The sequence below is a fragment of the Croceitalea sp. P059 genome, assembly GCF_031846365.1.
GTDB classification, from domain to species: Bacteria; Bacteroidota; Bacteroidia; order Flavobacteriales; family Flavobacteriaceae; genus Croceitalea; species Croceitalea vernalis.
In genome coordinates, this window is the sequence record NZ_JAVRHW010000001.1 from 186,042 (window position 1) to 200,316 (window position 14,275).

Genomic DNA, 14,275 nt, shown 5'->3' on the forward strand with positions numbered 1-14,275 from the left:
TGTTGTTGGTTCTTACCTAAAAAATAGTTTGATAATAGGTACATTTGGATATGATTTTAGTCACGGGTGGAACAGGATTAGTTGGGTCGCATTTACTTTGGGATTTGGTGCAAGCGGGCCACAAACCGCGAGCTACATACCGCACAAAGAAAAAGCTAGCGTCCACCAAAAAAGTTTTTTCATATTACGATAATACCAATGAATCACTTTTTAATGCTATTGAATGGGTACAATGTGACCTATTAGATATAACGGCTTTAGAAAAAGCTTTTGAAGGTATTTCTTTTGTTTATCATGCAGCAGCCTTAATCTCTTTTGAACCAAAAGATTATCAGAAGCTTTTAAAAGTTAATGTAGAGGGCACTTATAATTTGGTCAATTTGTGTATTGCTCATAACATCAAAAAACTTTGTTACGTCAGCTCTATTGCTGCTATTGGAGATTCTATTGGTGATAAACCAGTAAAAGAATCAAATGAATGGAATGAAAATTCAACTTCGGGATACGCCGTTTCTAAACATGCAGCCGAAATGGAAGTTTGGAGGGCTTCACAAGAAGGTATTCCGTCTGTTATAGTCAATCCTGGTGTGATTTTAGGTCCTGGGTTTTGGAAATCTGGAAGCGGACTATTCTTTTATGCTGCCTGGAAAGAATCCAAATACTATTTACCAAATGGTACCGGATTTGTATCAGTTAATGATGTTGTGAACGCTATGGTTAAACTGATGGAATCTAAGGTAAAAAATGAGCGTTTCATTTTAGTGAACCAAAATTGGAGTTATTTTAAATTGAATGTTCTTTTGGCTAAACAACTAAATAAAAAGACTCCTAAAAAAGAACTTAAGATTTGGATGCTGAATATTCTTTGGAGAATGGATTGGATAAAATCTTTTGTAACCGGTTCTAGAAGAAAATTATCCAAGCACGCCGTTAAGATTTTAGGCCAAACTCAGTTTTACGATAATTCTAAAATCAATAAATTTATAACCGATTACAAATTTGAAGATTTACAAAAAGCTACTGCTCATCATTGCTCTCTGTTCTTGAAAGAACAGGGTTTCTAGATTTCTGACCAATCTTTTTTAAACTGTCTCTGACTTTGTCGGCATTTTTGCGAGCATTCTCTGTTATTGTTTTACGAGCCTTTTCAACCTCTTCGACTTGAACCTCTAGTCGTTTTAATATGGTTTCATAGATATTCTCATACTCTAAAGGCATTGAGGCATAATAAAGATCGCTCTCCGTAAACTGAACACTATCAATTTGATGTTTTTCAAATAAATAAGGCATTATCTCCACCGAATTATCTTTAAGCGCTTTGGGGTTTGTCGCATTGGCCGCATTCACCAAAGCCAAATCATATAAAATTTCAATCATTTTATCTTTTGCTATAAGGTCTTGAGGGGGTTCAATTACCTTTTCGGCACATGAGCATAAAACACTCAAAAGCAATAGCGAGCAAACTATTATTCTTAAGTTACCTATCAAAAGTGAGTCTTTTGGCATTACGTTGTTTTGAAAAGATTCCATTATTAAACGCAAGGTGTCCATTTACGAGAGTTCTTTTTACTTGATTATCAAAAATAAGCCCTTCAAAAGGAGACCACCCACATTTATAGAAAATATTATCTTTTTTAACTTCCCATTTAGTCTTGGGAGCTACTTCAACTAAGTCGGCGTAAAAGCCTTCTTTTATAAATCCACGTTTTTCGATGTCAAATAACAAAGCAGGGTTATGACACATTTTCTGAACAATCTGCTCTAAAGTTATAAGACCTTCAGAATGTTTCTGTAACATAGCGGGAAGCGCATGTTGCACTAAAGGACCGCCTGATGGTGCTTTTAAATATATATTGTCTTTTTCTTCAATAGTATGCGGAGCATGATCTGTTGCGATAACGTCAATTCGTCCATCTAATAATGCCTGCCATAACTGATTTCTATCATCCTTCGTTTTAACCGCCGGATTCCATTTGATAAGTGTTCCTTTTTCATCATAATCATCATCTGAGAACCAAAGATGATGTATACAAACCTCAGCAGTTATTTTTTTATCCTGTAAAGGAATATCATTGCGAAACAAGGCTGTCTCTTTACCGGTAGATAAGTGAAATACATGTAAGCGAGCTCCTGTTTTTTTAGCTAAAGCTATTGCTTTAGAAGATGAAAGATAACAGGCTTCTTCGCTTCGTATTATAGGATGATATTTTATTGGGATAGCATCGCCAAACTCCTCTTGATATTTTGCTAAATTCCGTCTTATGGTACCTTCATCTTCGCAATGCGTAGAGATAACCATTTCGGTATTCAAAAATATCTGCTCCAATACTTTCTCGTTATCCACCAACATATTTCCTGTCGATGACCCTAAAAATAGCTTAACTCCAGAGCAGCTCTTCTTATCTAATTTTTTTAGCTCTTCTAGGTTATCATTGGTACCCCCAAATAAAAATGAATAATTGGCAAATGATGACTCTTTGGCAACTGAAAATTTTGCTTCTAGTTTTTCAATAGTAGTTGTTTGCGGATTGGTATTAGGTTGTTCCATAAAAGAGGTAATCCCGCCTGCAACAGCAGCTCTACTTTCTGTTGCAATGTTCCCTTTATGTGTCAAACCTGGCTCTCTAAAATGAACCTGATCATCAATCACACCAGGCATAAGCAGATTACCTTTAAAATCAATAACTTCGGCATTATCATTAGAGATATCACTTGCCATTTTTTCAATAAAATCTCCTTTTATCAAAAGATCTGTCTCAAATTGCTTTCCTTCATTGATTGCTATCGCATTCTTAATTAAAACTCGCTTCATATTCAAAAACTTTTTCTAAAAAAAATACTTCTTAATTTCATGCTTATCACACCTAGAATAGCCTCTCTAACTATCGCTGAGTTCATTTTTGATTTTCCGTTAATTCGGTCAGTAAAGATTATAGAAACTTCTTCGATTTTAAATTTTTTGAGATATGCTCGATACTTCATTTCAATTTGAAATGCGTAACCAATAAATCGTACACGGTCTAATTCAATTGCTTCTAGAACTTCTCTCTTATAACAAACAAAACCAGCAGTAGGGTCATGAACCCACATGCCAGTGATAAGTTTTACATAAAATGAAGCACCATAAGACAGTAGTATTCTTGTAAGTGGCCAATTAACCACATTTACTCCTTTTTTATAACGAGAACCAACTGCTAAATCTGCTCCATTCAAACATGCCCGATGTAACCTCAATAAATCACTAGGTTTATGAGAAAAATCGGCATCCATTTCAAAAATAAATTCATAACCCCTTTCTAATGCCCATTTAAAACCGTGAATGTAAGCCGTACCTAAACCTGCTTTTTCTGTGCGTACCTCTAAGAAAAGCTTGTCAGAAAATTGTTCTTGTAATTCTTTAACGTTGTTTGCGGTTCCATCAGGAGAATTATCGTCAACAATGAGAATATGAAAGTCTTTTTTTAAGTCAAAGACAGTCTTAATTATGGCCTCAATATTCTCAATCTCATTAAATGTGGGTATGATTACTAATCCTTCTGGCACAAACTCAAGTTTAAAGAAGCAAAAATAGTGTTTTTATAAGCTCTCTTAATTGGTTTTCTTTATTTGTAACTTTGTATTGATAACTACAACCTCAATGGCAAAACGTTTTCCAAAGGCTTTTTTTGTCTTTTTAGGAGCTTTGTTTTTACTCAACTTAATACAAAGCTTTTTTACACCTCTTATATATGACGAGACTTATTACTGGTATTATGCTCAACAATTAGCTTGGGGCTATTTTGACCATCCGCCAATGGTAGGTTTTCTGATATGGCTTGGCAATTCAATATTGGCCGGAGAGCTTGGTGTGCGGTTTTTAAGTTGCATTTTAGGTTCGGGAACAATAACTATATTATGGTTATTAGTTGATAATGATTTAAAGAAAAAATATGTGCCACACTTTTTTCTTCTATTGTTTTCAATGGCCTTATTTAACGCTTATGGCTTTTTAACACTACCTGACACACCGCTTTTATTCTTCACCGCACTCTTCTTATTTGTATATAAAAAATTTCTAAAAGAGCCATCTATAGTAATGTCAATTGCCTTAGGGGTGGTTATGGCATGCCTGATGTATAGTAAATATCATGCCGTTCTTGTAATCATATTTGTGCTGATTTCTAATTTGAGCTTGTTAAAAAATAAGTTTGCCTGGTTGGCAGTTATTATAGCGCTGTTATGTTACGTTCCACATTTTAAATGGCTATATGACCATAATTTTGTTTCTATTGAATACCATATTTCAGAACGGCCAAATCAACCTTATACTTTTGAAGGATTTACCCTGGGGTATCTCTTGAATTTAATCGTAAATTTTGGATTACTTTTTCCTTGGTTTTATTGGGTTTTATTTCAATCTAAACCAAAAACTAAATTTAAAAAAGCATTAGTTTATTTAAGTTACGGTGTAATCGCTTTTTTCTTTTTATCTAGTTTTCACAGAAGAACGCAAGCACAATGGGTAATCGTTATTTGCATACCTATGGCAATATTAACCTATGAATATTTATTGCAAAATGGAAAAAGTAGAAAGTGGGTTTACCGTATTTCTATGGTTAGTGCTGTTTTACTTCTTTATGCAAGAATGGGTCTAATTCATAAACCTATGTTACCTATTATTTACGAAACTCATGGAAATAAAGAATGGTCAAAAGAACTTAAAAATATAGTTGGTGATACACCGGTTGTTTTTGAAAATAGTTATCGGAGAGCACCCATGTTTTCTTTTTATTCTGGAAATGAAACATTTTCATTGAACAACATTTACTACCGCCGAAATCAATATTCCATTGATAGCTCGGAAGCGGCTTTACAAAATCGAAGAGTTGCCTATGTTACCCCCTTTGCAACTAGTGGGGATTTCAGTTATACGACACTAAGTGGGCGAAAATATTTTGGAAGTTATATTGATAATTTTCAATCTTACAGAAAACTTGAATGCCAAATTGATGATAAGGAGATTGTATTGAATAACGAAGAATTAAGTTTGACAATATATAACCCTTATGAAGAAAAATTAGATTTAAATGATTTCAATTTTAATGTAGGTTATTTGAACAAATACAAGCAGTTAAAAGAAATTAAACCACTTCTTTTAACTTCGAACAATAGCGAACAATTTTTAAAACCAAATGACACCACTATTTTAAAAGTTAAGCTTATTATACCCGAAAAAATAGTGCCGCATTATATAAAATTCGCTGTATCTAAAAATGGGCTATTGCCAGGTATAAATAGTACGAGTATTAAAATTGAAAAATGAATCCGATATTTAGAAATATAACCACATTAGATTGGGTAACTGCGATTCTTGTATTTAGCCTAGTGTTGTTAGTTATTAGTAAATACTTTTTCAAAATGTCTTTTTCAACTTTTCTCATTTTGCCGTTTAATACTAAATATTTCGCCCTGAGCAAAAAAAAAGGTAAGCTTTTTAATGGGTTTCATTTACTTATTACACTGTTTCAATTGTTAAATATTGCGTTATTAGTTTTTATTGCCAATAACGTTTTAAATGAGAATCCAGTAAACACTTTCCCAAGTTTTTATTGGGTTATTTTAATATCAATTCTAGGCTATCTTTTTTTTAAAATTGTTCTTCAAGCATGTAATGGCTATTTCTTTGAAAATTTGAGTGAAATGAACGATTTAATTTTTGAAAAGTTAAGTTATTTCAATTACGGAGGATTAATCGCCTTTTTGGGTAATGTTATAGTTCTTTACATAATTCCAGAATCTAAAGTCATAATTTATATAGTCCTAAGCCTAATTTTATTAGTAAATGCTAGTGGTTTGGTCACTATATTGAGAAACCATCAAAAATTGATTGTTGCAGACATTCTTTATTTTATTTTGTACCTTTGCACACTCGAAATTTCACCCTTAGTGATTGTCGCAAGCTATCTAAAAGATTGATTCTTATGAAAGTAAAAACGATTTTGGTATCTCAACCAGAACCAAAGATGGAAAATTCTCCATATTCACGACTTATTGAAAAGTCAAAGGTAAAAGTTGATTTTAGACCTTTTATTCATGTGGAAGGCGTTGACGCTAAAAATGTGCGTCAACAGAAAATTGACCTTAATGATTTTACTGCAATTATTTTAACAAGTAGAAATGCTGTTGACCATTTTTTTAGAATTGCAGAAGAAATGCGATTTAAGGTGCCTGACAGCATGAAATATTTTTGTCAGTCAGAGGCAGTTGCTTTTTACTTACAGAAATATGTGGTATACAGAAAACGTAAAATATATGTTGGTAAACGTTTGTTTACTGATTTAACACCAATGTTTAAAAAATATAAGGATGAAAAGTTTTTAGTTCCTTCATCGGATAGCTTAAAACCACAGGTTCCAAAAACTCTTGATGATCTTAAATTAGATTGGAAAAGAGGTGTTTTTTATAAAACGGTGGTAAGCGACCTTTCTGATTTAAGAAACGTGTATTACGACGTATTGGTTTTCTTTAGCCCTTCAGGTATCGAGTCATTATTGAAGAATTTTCCTGACTTTGAACAGAATGATACTCGAATTGCAGTTTTCGGAAATAGTACAGTTAGCGCCGCGACGGACGCAGGTCTTCGGATAGATATTAAAGCGCCAACTCCTGAAACACCATCTATGACTATGGCTCTTCAAAAATATATTTTAGACGCTAATAATAAATAAGAGTCTATCCTTACATAAACAAAAAATCCCCAAGTAAATAGTACTTGGGGATTTTTTGCTTTAGAAGGCATATCGTTGCGGCCCACCTCGCCTAATTTCTTCATTGGCATAAGCTTCAAATTTTTTAAAATTCTCTCGAAATGCATTAGACAATTTAAAAGCTGTTTTATAATACGCGTCATCATCATTCCAAGTAGCTCTAGGACTTAATACTTCTGATGGAACCCCTGGACATTCTCTAGGTTGGGCAACACCAAAAACAGAATGAATATGATAATTGTCGTAATTATATAAACCAAGGTCACCATTTAATGCTGCACTAATCATTGCTCTTGTATACTTTAGTTTCATTCGAGTACCAATACCATAAGGGCCTCCTGTCCAACCTGTATTTACAAGCCATACATCAACACCTGACTCAATCATTTTTTTGCTTAACATCTCGGCATAGTTAGCTGGATGTAAAGGCATAAATGGAGCTCCAAAGCAAGCAGAAAATGATGGCTGAGGCTCTACCACACCTGCCTCAGTACCCGCAACCTTTGCCGTATAACCAGAAATAAAATGATAAGCCGCTTGTGATGGTGTCAATTTTGATATTGGAGGTAATACTCCGAAGGCATCTGCAGTTAAAAAGAATACATTTTTGACATTTTTGCCAATTGAGGGCTGTTGAATATTATCAATATGATAAATAGGATAACTAACTCTAGTATTTTGAGTGATGGAAGTGTCCTCAAAATCTACGTCACCCTTATCATTCATAATGACATTCTCTAAAATCGCTCCTTTTTTGATAGCGCCATAAATCTCTGGCTCATTCTCTTTTGAAAGGTTAATGACTTTAGCATAACAACCTCCTTCAAAATTAAACACGGTGTTTTTTGATGTCCAACCATGTTCATCATCGCCAATCAATTTACGATTAGGATCTGTTGAAAGGGTTGTTTTACCAGTACCTGATAATCCAAAGAAAATAGCAGTGTCACCCTTTTCACCAACGTTCGCCGAGCAGTGCATTGGTAACGTGTTCTTATCAACAGGTAAAATAAAATTTAAAGCAGAAAAGATTCCCTTTTTAATTTCACCTGTATAGCCAGTGCCACCAATTAAAGCAATCTTTCTCGAAAAATTAAGGATAGCAAAATTGTGTTGTCTTGTTCCATCAACAGTGGAGTCTGCCATAAACCCTGGAGCGTTAATAACAGTCCACTCAGCCTCAAAATGCTCTAACTCAACATTTGTAGGCCTTAAAAACATATTATATGCAAACATGTTTGACCATGGATATTCATTAATTACTCGAATGTTTAAACGATAATCTGTTTCTGCACAAGCATAAGCGTCTCTTACATAAAGTTCTTTATCATTCAAATAATCAATAACCTTATCATGTAACGCGTCAAACTTTTCACTATCGAATGGGATATTAATATCTCCCCACCAAATTTTGTCTTCAGTTATCTCATCTTTTACTATAAAACGATCCATTGGTGAACGTCCAGTGAACTCTCCAGTATTTACCGCCAAAGCACCAAAAGATGATTCCTTTCCCATCTTTTTTTCGATAGTTATTTGGTGTAATGCTTCTGAGGTTAATTGATAATGAATATTAGTATGATTTATTCCGTTTTTCGTTAACGAAATCGTTTTCGTAAGCTGGTCATTAGTGGCCATAAAACTTATTTTTTTTAAGTTGGTACAAAGCTAAAAAAAAAATAACCCTACACCACTTAAAATATTGTTCTAATTCACAATTTCTTAGACAAAACCACGTAGGCCAGATAAGCCCATCCAAAAATTAAAAAGAGACCTCCTATAGGCGTTATAAATCCAATTTTTTTAAAATCAAAATTGGTTAATACATTGGTAGCCAGTAAATAGATAGAGCCAGAAAACAAAATTACTCCTACCAATACTGTGTAGTATACTGTCATCTTGGCCCCATTTGTTATTACAGGAATTAGACTTAAAATCATTAAAAATAAGGCGTGATACATTTGATATTTCACACCAGTTTCAAACGTATTAATTTCATCTGGTCCAAGTACTTTTTTTAAGCCATGGGCTGCAAATGCCCCTATAATAACAGCCAAAAGCCCAAGTATGATACCTGTAACTAAAATTGTTTTGTTCATAACTCAAATGTCTTTATTCTTTAAAAATATAACAATTTGATACCTTAGTCTTCGTTATTTACAAAGGTAGCTTAATCTTATGTCACGAAAAATTTTAGTCTTAGGAGCAGGGAAGTCAACATCTTATTTAATTGATTATTTTCTAGATAAATCTGAATCTGAAAATCTGAAAATTACCATAGGAGATTTACACCCTATAACTATTCCCAAGTCCATACAACAGCATAATAATTGTAGTGTTATAACCCTAGACATTTTTAATGATATAGAAAGACAAAGTACTATCAAAAAATCAGATATCGTAGTCTCAATGTTGCCCGCCCGTTTCCATATCAAAGTTGCTGAAGATTGCCTTGCTTTTAAAAAGCATCTTGTGACAGCTTCTTATGTTAGTGAGGATATAAAGAAGTTAGATAAAGAGGCTAAAGACAAAAATCTAATTTTCATGAATGAAATTGGTCTAGACCCAGGACTTGATCACATGAGTGCGATGGAAGTAATTGACCGAATCCGAGAAAAAGGCGGTAAAATGCTGCTTTTTGAATCATTTACCGGCGGATTAGTAGCTCCTGAAAGCGACGACAACTTATGGAATTATAAGTTTACCTGGAATCCAAGAAATGTGGTTGTTGCAGGACAAGGGGGTGCTGCGAAATTTATTCAAGAAGGAACCTACAAGTATATTCCTTATCAAAAATTATTTCGCCGAACTGAATTTTTAGATATTGAAGGATATGGCAAATTCGAAGCTTATGCCAATCGCGATTCCTTATGGTACCGAGAGGCTTATGGTCTTGAAAGTGTCTTAACGCTTTATAGGGGTACTATGCGCAGAGTCGGTTTTTCAAAAGCATGGAATATGTTTGTTCAACTAGGAATGACTGATGACAGTTATACTATTGAAAATTCAGAGGGTATGTCATATCGCGAATTTGTAAATCTATTTTTGCCCTATTCTCCAACAGACTCGGTAGAATTAAAACTAAGACACTATTTAAAAATTGACCAAGATGATAGTGTATGGGGAAAACTACTAGAGCTTGATTTATTCAATTCAAATAAGCTATTAAGTTTGAAAAATGCTACCCCAGCTCAAGGACTTCAACAAATTCTCGAAGCAAGTTGGACCCTTAAAACAAATGAAAAAGATATGATAGTCATGTATCATAAATTTGGATATGAACTGGGGGGAGAAAAAAAACAGCTCGACGCAAATATGGTTGTAATAGGCGAAACAAAAACTCATACTGCAATGGCAAAAACCGTAGGCTTGCCAGTTGCCATTGCTACAATTCAAATTTTAAATAAAAAAATCATTACCCCAGGAGTTCAAATACCAATTTCAAAAGAAGTTTATGAACCTATCTTAAAAGAACTTAGAACTTTAGGAATCAATTTTAAAGAATATCGAGTGCCGTATTTAGGTTACAATCCTGATTCGGTGGCTAGTTAAAAGTTCGAGTCGTTTTAATACCTTTGGATTTCTAATTTCGGACAAATCATGAAATCCTCTAACAATTCGGTTAAAATAGATGGTATTGACAAAAAGATATTAAGGTATTTGATGCAAGATGCCCGAAAACCAATACTTGAGATTGCTAGAAACATCGGTATCTCTGGTGCTGCTATTCACCAAAGACTTCGAAAACTAGAAGCGTCTGGTCTTTTATCCGGATCAAAATTTGTAATTAATCCGAAGGTTTTAGGGTATACGACCATGGCTTATATTGGTATTTTTTTAGATAAAGCTATGTCAAATCCTAGGGCAGTTTCAGCTTTGGAAAAAATTCCTGAAGTTCTAGAATGTCACTACACAACAGGTAACTGGTCCATACTCATTAAAGTATTATGTAAAGATAATGAGCATCTTATGCATGTACTTAATAAAGAAATTCAACAAATAGAAGGGGTATCAAGAACGGAAACTTTTATATCGCTTAATCAACAAATTGATAGACAGATTACGATTTGACGACTAAGCTATCTATGTTAACAAAAACATTCGTCTTTTTTCCTCTTGCAGTCTTATTATTATTTTTGAATAATCATCTTCATGCTCAAACCAGTGCTCCGATTAGCTACAATCAGCAACTAGAGTTAAAACATGATAATGATTTTTTTATGCTTACCGACCGCTATTATTCATCTGGTTTATTTTTAACTTATCGAAAATTTCTTTCTAAAGGCATTTTCAAGAATAACAACGAACAATTAGACTTTACCATTGGTCAAGAGGTATACACGCCCTCACAAACACAATCTACAAATAGTGCAGTCTTTGATAGACCTTATACCGGGTTTACCGGACTAAAGACAACGTGGTCGGCTTCGTCTCAAAAAAGTGAACTTTTTAGAGCTGAAATTTTAATTGGTATTGCTGGTTTAAATTCTGGTGCAGGAGGTTTTCAACGTTGGTACCATCAAGCAATTGCCATATCAGACTCCCCATTGTGGATTGATGAAGTTAACGATAGCTTTCACTTAAATACCTATTTAAGTTATGTGAAAGACTGGACTATAGCTCCAGAACCCTTTGGAATTCGTTTGGCGCTCCAACCCACCCTTGCATTCGGTTCAAGAGACATTTATCTTGAAGCAGAAGCCATACTTTTTTTTGGTCGTAGAAATGAAATCGGTAAAAGTATTGCATATAATAGGCTAGGTTCTGTAGATAGGGAAATCTATTTTGCTCTGAGAGCAAGCTACCGAAGTGTTTTTTATAATGGCCTTATTGAAGGAAACTTGTTTGGTGATAATTCACCTATATTAACAGAAAGTTCTCAATCCATCTTACGTTTGGGATTTGATTTCTACCATCGTTTTCAACGAAATGATTATAAAGTAGGGCTTCGATTTAATTCTTCAGAAACAGTAATAGCAAAAAAACATAAATACGTTATGCTTTCTTATAGTAAAAGCTTTTAGCCAAAAAAGCCTGTTTGAAATACTTTCAAACAGGCTTAAAGAATTTTATCAAAATTATTTTTAATCGCGGCTTGCCACTCTCATTGCAAAATATAACAAAGTAGCCAATGCCCCAATTGCAGCGACAACATAAGTTCTAGCTGCCCATTTTAATGCATCCTCAGCACCGGCATATTCTTCTTGACTCACTATATTTTTGTTCTTTAACCATGCTAAAGCTCTATTACTTGCATCATATTCCACAGGCAAGGTTATAAAACTGAATAAGGTTCCAATGCCATAAAGAGCAACTCCGACCCAGGCAATGGTCCCTCCAATTGCAGTAGTACCCATCAAGGCTAAACCTCCAAAAATGACGAACATTGAAAACCTAGAAGTAATATTCAAGATAGGTACCAATTGTGATCTCATTTTCAACCAACTATAGGCTTGTGCGTGTTGTACGGCATGACCAACTTCATGAGCTGCTACAGCCGCCGCTGATGCATTTCGTTGTGCATAAACTCCTTCACTTAAATTAACCGTTTTATTTGCAGGATTGTAATGATCGGTTAGCATGCCTGGAGTTGAAATTACCTTTACGTCTCTAATGCCATGGTCATCCAACATTTTTTGCGCAATCTCAGCACCACTCATTCCATTTCTCAAATGAACTTTAGAGTAGTGTTTAAATTTACTTTTTAAACGCCTACTAACCAACATACTAAATAAGCCAAACACAGCTGCTATTACTATATAACCTATATCAAATCCAAACATAATTTTCTGTTTTAATTAATTTAAAGATACTAAAGTATTTTAGGGCAAATGCCATTCACATTAATCTCCGTTAATCTTTAGCTCCAAATTTCAAATGCAAAAACCCCGCCAAATACCCTGAGTTAGTATTTCAGGACATGACGAGGTCTCGTAAACTGACAAAATGTTAGTAAAAGCGATGTTTTTTAAACTAACACGGGACTTTGCAAATTAAAACTCTCTGCTATTTCTTTATAAACTACTTCACCTTCAATTATATTTAAACCTTTTTCTAATGACTTATCCATTCGGCAAGCACTTTGCCATCCATTATTGGCTAATTTAAGTACATAAGGCAAAGTGACATTAGTTAAAGCTACCGTAGAAGTGTAAGGTACTGCACCCGGCATATTGGCGACGCAATAGTGAACCACATCATCAATAATATATGTCGGATTTTCATGAGTAGTTGCCTTAGTAGTTTCTACACAACCACCTTGGTCAACCGCAACATCAACAATTACGGCTCCCGGATTCATATGTTTCAACATATCGCGGGTAATTAGATTAGGTGCTTTAGCTCCTTTTAATAGAACCCCTCCTATTATTAAATCGTGTGTTTGTATGTGCTTTCTAATATTAAATTCGTTAGAAAATTCAGTTACTACATGAGGTGGCATCACGTCGTTTACATAACGCAAACGTTTCATATTAATATCAAGAACTGTTACATGAGCCCCAAGACCTGCGGCCATTTTTGCAGCCTGAATACCCACAGTACCCGCACCCAAAACTAAAACTTTACCTGGGGCAACTCCTGGAACTCCGCCCAACAAAACACCTCTACCCTTTTTAGGTTTCTCAAGATATTTTGCTCCTTGCTGAATAGCCATTCGACCGGCAACTTCTGACATTGGAGTTAATAAAGGAAGTGTACCCTCATCATCTTCTACCGTTTCATATGCAATACAGATTCCTTTCTGCTTAATCATTGCACGAGTTAAAGACTCACTTGAGGCAAAATGGAAATAAGTAAAAACAATTTGACCTTCTTGTATTAATTCATATTCTTCTTGAATTGGTTCTTTGACCTTTACAATCATTTCACTAATGGCATAAACTTCACCAATGGTATCTAAAATAGCTGCTCCAACTTTTTGGTAATCACTATTGAAAAAACCACTGCCTTCACCTGCACCAGACTGCACATATACGGTATGATTATTCTTTACCAGTTCAAAAACACCAGCTGGTGTCATTCCAACTCGACTTTCATTGTTCTTAATTTCTTTGGGTATGCCTACAATCATTTTACTGTTTATTTTGATTATTGACCCAAAAGTCACTCAAATAAACGATTGAAGAAAGAAAAATTCGATAAAATGCATACTTTTTTATACAAAAAGTACTTTTATATAATTATTACCCCTATTTTTATAGGGTTAATTTTCATAAATGTTAGTTGTTTTAATATTGACCCCTACTTTTTTTAGGGGTCTTTGTTTTTATTTATGTTTTATTTTTAAAGCTAACATTATAATTACAAGAACACCCGTAATGGTATTCGCTAATATTATGGCCAAACTTTCATGGTAAATTCCATAAATCAACCATAATATTAGGCCTATAAACAAAACCACATACATGGTTAATGAAATATCAGCAGTAGATTTTTCTTTTAAAGCTTTATAAACTTGGGGTACAAAGGCTGCCGTCGTGCATGTAGCAGCAATCAAACCTATAATTTCTATAGTTTGCATACACAAT

At 34.2% G+C, this 14,275-nt stretch carries 15 protein-coding genes; 7 read left to right on the forward strand and 8 right to left on the reverse strand.

Features of this window, described 5'->3' with window-relative positions; translation table 11 throughout:
• The first annotated feature begins 50 nt into the window (after positions 1-50).
• On the forward strand, positions 51-1,064 hold the full coding sequence (locus tag RM542_RS00735) for an NAD-dependent epimerase/dehydratase family protein (protein WP_311383787.1): 1,014 nt from the start codon (positions 51-53) through the stop codon (positions 1,062-1,064).
• Here the strand turns inward: RM542_RS00735 and RM542_RS00740 are convergent.
• Genes RM542_RS00740 through RM542_RS00750 form a run of 3 tightly spaced genes read right to left on the reverse strand, consistent with a single transcriptional unit; the run spans position 1,018 to position 3,543 of the window.
• Positions 1,018-1,506: a DUF4296 domain-containing protein gene (locus tag RM542_RS00740; RefSeq protein ID WP_311383788.1), complete on the reverse strand. Its 489-nt coding sequence runs from the start codon at positions 1,504-1,506 to the stop codon at positions 1,018-1,020. The two genes, RM542_RS00735 and RM542_RS00740, sit on opposite strands and share 47 nt — an antisense overlap.
• The gene (locus tag RM542_RS00745) at positions 1,478-2,812 is read right to left on the reverse strand and encodes a dihydroorotase (protein WP_311383789.1); all 1,335 of its coding nucleotides are present in this window, start codon (positions 2,810-2,812) and stop codon (positions 1,478-1,480) included. Before RM542_RS00745 ends, RM542_RS00740 begins: the two co-directional genes overlap by 29 nt.
• 2 nt (positions 2,813-2,814) lie before the next feature.
• The gene (locus tag RM542_RS00750) at positions 2,815-3,543 is read right to left on the reverse strand and encodes a polyprenol monophosphomannose synthase (RefSeq protein WP_311383790.1); all 729 of its coding nucleotides are present in this window, start codon (positions 3,541-3,543) and stop codon (positions 2,815-2,817) included.
• Positions 3,544-3,637: 94 nt separating this feature from the next.
• Here RM542_RS00750 and RM542_RS00755 point away from each other — a divergent pair, with 94 nt between their 5' ends.
• Genes RM542_RS00755 through RM542_RS00765 form a run of 3 tightly spaced genes read left to right on the forward strand, consistent with a single transcriptional unit; the run spans position 3,638 to position 6,707 of the window.
• Positions 3,638-5,302 carry a glycosyltransferase family 39 protein gene (locus tag RM542_RS00755; protein WP_311383791.1) on the forward strand — a complete coding sequence of 555 codons (1,665 nt, stop codon included), beginning with the start codon at positions 3,638-3,640 and terminating at the stop codon, positions 5,300-5,302.
• Positions 5,299-5,955 (forward strand): DUF4271 domain-containing protein, encoded by a 657-nt coding sequence (locus tag RM542_RS00760; protein ID WP_311383792.1) that lies wholly within the window; start codon positions 5,299-5,301, stop codon positions 5,953-5,955. The genes RM542_RS00755 and RM542_RS00760 overlap by 4 nt, the downstream gene beginning before the upstream one ends.
• 5 nt (positions 5,956-5,960) lie before the next feature.
• Positions 5,961-6,707: a uroporphyrinogen-III synthase gene (locus RM542_RS00765; RefSeq protein WP_311383793.1), complete on the forward strand. Its 747-nt coding sequence runs from the start codon at positions 5,961-5,963 to the stop codon at positions 6,705-6,707.
• Between the two features lie 60 nt (positions 6,708-6,767).
• On the opposite strand, the gene pckA is transcribed toward RM542_RS00765, so the two are convergent.
• Positions 6,768-8,384, reverse strand: coding sequence for a phosphoenolpyruvate carboxykinase (ATP) (pckA, locus tag RM542_RS00770; RefSeq protein WP_311383794.1), 1,617 nt, complete (start codon positions 8,382-8,384; stop codon positions 6,768-6,770).
• Positions 8,385-8,458: 74 nt separating this feature from the next.
• Positions 8,459-8,845 (reverse strand): DUF423 domain-containing protein, encoded by a 387-nt coding sequence (locus RM542_RS00775; protein WP_311383795.1) that lies wholly within the window; start codon positions 8,843-8,845, stop codon positions 8,459-8,461.
• 79 nt (positions 8,846-8,924) lie between these two features.
• On the opposite strand from RM542_RS00775, the gene RM542_RS00780 reads away from it, so the two are divergent.
• The 3 genes from RM542_RS00780 to RM542_RS00790 are packed head-to-tail and all read left to right on the forward strand — an operon-like array spanning position 8,925 to position 11,770.
• A complete protein-coding gene (locus tag RM542_RS00780; protein WP_311383796.1) occupies positions 8,925-10,298 on the forward strand; it encodes a saccharopine dehydrogenase family protein in 1,374 nt (457 codons plus the stop codon).
• A gap of 48 nt (positions 10,299-10,346) precedes the next feature.
• Positions 10,347-10,817: an Lrp/AsnC ligand binding domain-containing protein gene (locus tag RM542_RS00785; protein ID WP_311383797.1), complete on the forward strand. Its 471-nt coding sequence runs from the start codon at positions 10,347-10,349 to the stop codon at positions 10,815-10,817.
• A gap of 14 nt (positions 10,818-10,831) precedes the next feature.
• The gene (locus tag RM542_RS00790) at positions 10,832-11,770 is read left to right on the forward strand and encodes a lipid A-modifier LpxR family protein (protein WP_311383798.1); all 939 of its coding nucleotides are present in this window, start codon (positions 10,832-10,834) and stop codon (positions 11,768-11,770) included.
• 60 nt (positions 11,771-11,830) lie between these two features.
• On the opposite strand, the gene RM542_RS00795 is transcribed toward RM542_RS00790, so the two are convergent.
• From RM542_RS00795 to RM542_RS00805, 3 genes are all read right to left on the reverse strand, one after another.
• Complete coding sequence (locus RM542_RS00795; protein ID WP_311383799.1) at positions 11,831-12,529, reverse strand: zinc metallopeptidase; 699 nt, start codon at positions 12,527-12,529, stop codon at positions 11,831-11,833.
• A gap of 185 nt (positions 12,530-12,714) precedes the next feature.
• Positions 12,715-13,818 carry an alanine dehydrogenase gene (gene ald / locus RM542_RS00800; protein WP_311383800.1) on the reverse strand — a complete coding sequence of 368 codons (1,104 nt, stop codon included), beginning with the start codon at positions 13,816-13,818 and terminating at the stop codon, positions 12,715-12,717.
• Between the two features lie 195 nt (positions 13,819-14,013).
• Positions 14,014-14,268, reverse strand: coding sequence for a SemiSWEET transporter (locus RM542_RS00805; protein ID WP_311383801.1), 255 nt, complete (start codon positions 14,266-14,268; stop codon positions 14,014-14,016).
• Positions 14,269-14,275 lie beyond the last annotated feature (7 nt).

Coding starts and splice junctions, on each gene's coding strand:
- RM542_RS00735 (WP_311383787.1), top strand. CDS start 51: ATGATTTTAGTCACGGGTGGAACAGGATTAGTTGGGTCGCATTTACTT.
- RM542_RS00740 (WP_311383788.1), bottom strand. CDS start 1,506: ATGCCAAAAGACTCACTTTTGATAGGTAACTTAAGAATAATAGTTTGC.
- RM542_RS00745 (WP_311383789.1), bottom strand. CDS start 2,812: ATGAAGCGAGTTTTAATTAAGAATGCGATAGCAATCAATGAAGGAAAG.
- RM542_RS00755 (WP_311383791.1), top strand. CDS start 3,638: ATGGCAAAACGTTTTCCAAAGGCTTTTTTTGTCTTTTTAGGAGCTTTG.
- RM542_RS00760 (WP_311383792.1), top strand. CDS start 5,299: ATGAATCCGATATTTAGAAATATAACCACATTAGATTGGGTAACTGCG.
- RM542_RS00765 (WP_311383793.1), top strand. CDS start 5,961: ATGAAAGTAAAAACGATTTTGGTATCTCAACCAGAACCAAAGATGGAA.
- pckA (WP_311383794.1), bottom strand. CDS start 8,384: ATGGCCACTAATGACCAGCTTACGAAAACGATTTCGTTAACGAAAAAC.
- RM542_RS00775 (WP_311383795.1), bottom strand. CDS start 8,845: ATGAACAAAACAATTTTAGTTACAGGTATCATACTTGGGCTTTTGGCT.
- RM542_RS00780 (WP_311383796.1), top strand. CDS start 8,925: ATGTCACGAAAAATTTTAGTCTTAGGAGCAGGGAAGTCAACATCTTAT.
- RM542_RS00785 (WP_311383797.1), top strand. CDS start 10,347: ATGAAATCCTCTAACAATTCGGTTAAAATAGATGGTATTGACAAAAAG.
- RM542_RS00790 (WP_311383798.1), top strand. CDS start 10,832: ATGTTAACAAAAACATTCGTCTTTTTTCCTCTTGCAGTCTTATTATTA.
- RM542_RS00795 (WP_311383799.1), bottom strand. CDS start 12,529: ATGTTTGGATTTGATATAGGTTATATAGTAATAGCAGCTGTGTTTGGC.
- ald (WP_311383800.1), bottom strand. CDS start 13,818: ATGATTGTAGGCATACCCAAAGAAATTAAGAACAATGAAAGTCGAGTT.
- RM542_RS00805 (WP_311383801.1), bottom strand. CDS start 14,268: ATGCAAACTATAGAAATTATAGGTTTGATTGCTGCTACATGCACGACG.